The organism is Lentilactobacillus sunkii DSM 19904 (assembly GCF_001435575.1).
Taxonomy (GTDB): Bacteria; Bacillota; Bacilli; order Lactobacillales; family Lactobacillaceae; genus Lentilactobacillus; species Lentilactobacillus sunkii.
Genome location: NZ_AZEA01000067.1, coordinates 1 through 320, shown reverse-complemented (window position 1 = coordinate 320; position 320 = coordinate 1). Strand labels below are relative to the sequence as shown.

The 320-nt window shown below is 39.4% G+C and carries 1 protein-coding gene; it reads right to left on the bottom strand.

All coding sequences use genetic code 11. From position 1 onward, the window contains the following. The coding region (locus FD17_RS12920) for a transposase (RefSeq protein ID WP_162256791.1) at positions 1 to 298 on the bottom strand (298 nt) is incomplete at its 3' end. Positions 299 to 320 lie beyond the last annotated feature (22 nt).

The following is a 320-nucleotide window of genomic DNA, read 5'->3' as shown; positions in this document are numbered from 1 at the left end:
GGTAACTGGGGACCACATCAGGATCACCAATCAACCATTTCATTGGAATGTTTTCCTCAGCCATCTGCTGAATTTTTCGTCCTGAAAACACTTTGCGTGAGTACGCAAATAACATCATCTTAAGCATCATTAATGGCGAATATTGCGGTCGGCCGAAGGCAGACTCTTCACCATAGACTAATTTATATGGAATGGTATCCACAAAGGCGCTTATCGCACGAACAATATGAGTTTCTGAAATTGAAATTTCCAATGGTAATGTTAAACTGGTTTGATTATTGTTATACTGTCTATACATAGAGATTCACTCCTATCCTTGG